Genomic DNA, 1,082 nt, shown 5'->3' with positions numbered 1-1,082 from the left:
CGTGAGTGAAGGGCCACCCGTCCGGTCTCCGCCCAGCCCCCAACCGGGGGACCCGGCGCGCGGGGCGGCCGGGCATGGAGGGGAAGGGCGGGGCTGCTTGCCGGGGGGGCAGGGCGGCGCGGGGGCAGCACCCGAGGGCAGGGCCCGGAGACACAGCCAACGATGCGGTGAAAGTTCAAGTTTCACCCAGCGCCGTCTACGCGCCTTGAACGCTCACTTCCGCCCCTCGGCCCGACCAGAAGAATCGAGGGCGGAAACAAAGCGCTCAACTCCGGTCGCCCGCCGCACGATACCCCCGGATGGCCGCTGCGACGGCCTCTGGCCTGCATCTATGATCGGCACACTTTCCAGCACGGACACCCTGGCCAACGGCGGGAGCGAGCGGTGAACGGACCCCCCGAACAACCTCCAGCCCCCACCCGAGCGGGCACGTCGCACCCGTCCGGCCCGCCGCCCCTCACCGGGGCGACGCCGCCCCCGTCCCCGGGGGCCGCGCCCGAGGCGCCGGGCCCGTACGGGTCGGCGCGGCGGGAGGCGACGGGGGGCGACATCGGACAGCGGGAGGCCGCGCGGGAAGCCGCGTGCCGCGAGGCCGCGCGGTTCGAGCGGGAGGCCGCGTACCGCGAGGCCCTGTCGCGCGAGTGGGCGCAGCGCGAAGCCGCGCAGCGCGAGCACGGGGCGGCGCCGCACCAGGCGACCGCGTTCCGCGAGGCGGGCCACCGCGAGGCCGCGCACCGGCCGGCGGAACCGGCCTGCGGGACGGAGCGCGGTGCCGACCAGGAAGCGGCGCGGGCCGAGGCCGGGGCCTCCCGGTGGCCGGTGCCCGCCCCGCAGTCCGCCGCTTCCCGGGCCCGCGCGCAGGCACCGCTCCCGCCGCCGTACCCCCACGAGGTCCCGGCCCGCTCCGCCGCCGAGCCAGCCCACCGCGACCCGGCGCAGCGTTCCGGGCACCACCCGGCCCGTACCCGTACCGCCGCCGAGGCGGCACCCCCGTCCCGTCCCCGGCACGCGGCCCCCTGCGAACACCTGGGCGCCGGTCGCCCGCTCACCGTCCTCGCCGAGGGCCTTCCGCTCCTGCCCGG

At 78.6% G+C, this 1,082-nt stretch carries 1 pseudogene; it reads left to right on the top strand.

The window, feature by feature from the left end:
• Positions 1-384: 384 nt before the first annotated feature.
• A pseudogene (locus SSBG_RS32225) lies at positions 385-1,082 on the top strand (hypothetical protein); the annotation flags it as partial.

This window comes from Streptomyces sp. SPB074 (genome assembly GCF_000154905.1).
Lineage (GTDB): Bacteria > Actinomycetota > Actinomycetes > Streptomycetales > Streptomycetaceae > Streptomyces.
The sequence above is the reverse complement of the archived record's forward strand: the minus strand, read 5'-3'. Positions and strand labels throughout refer to the sequence as shown.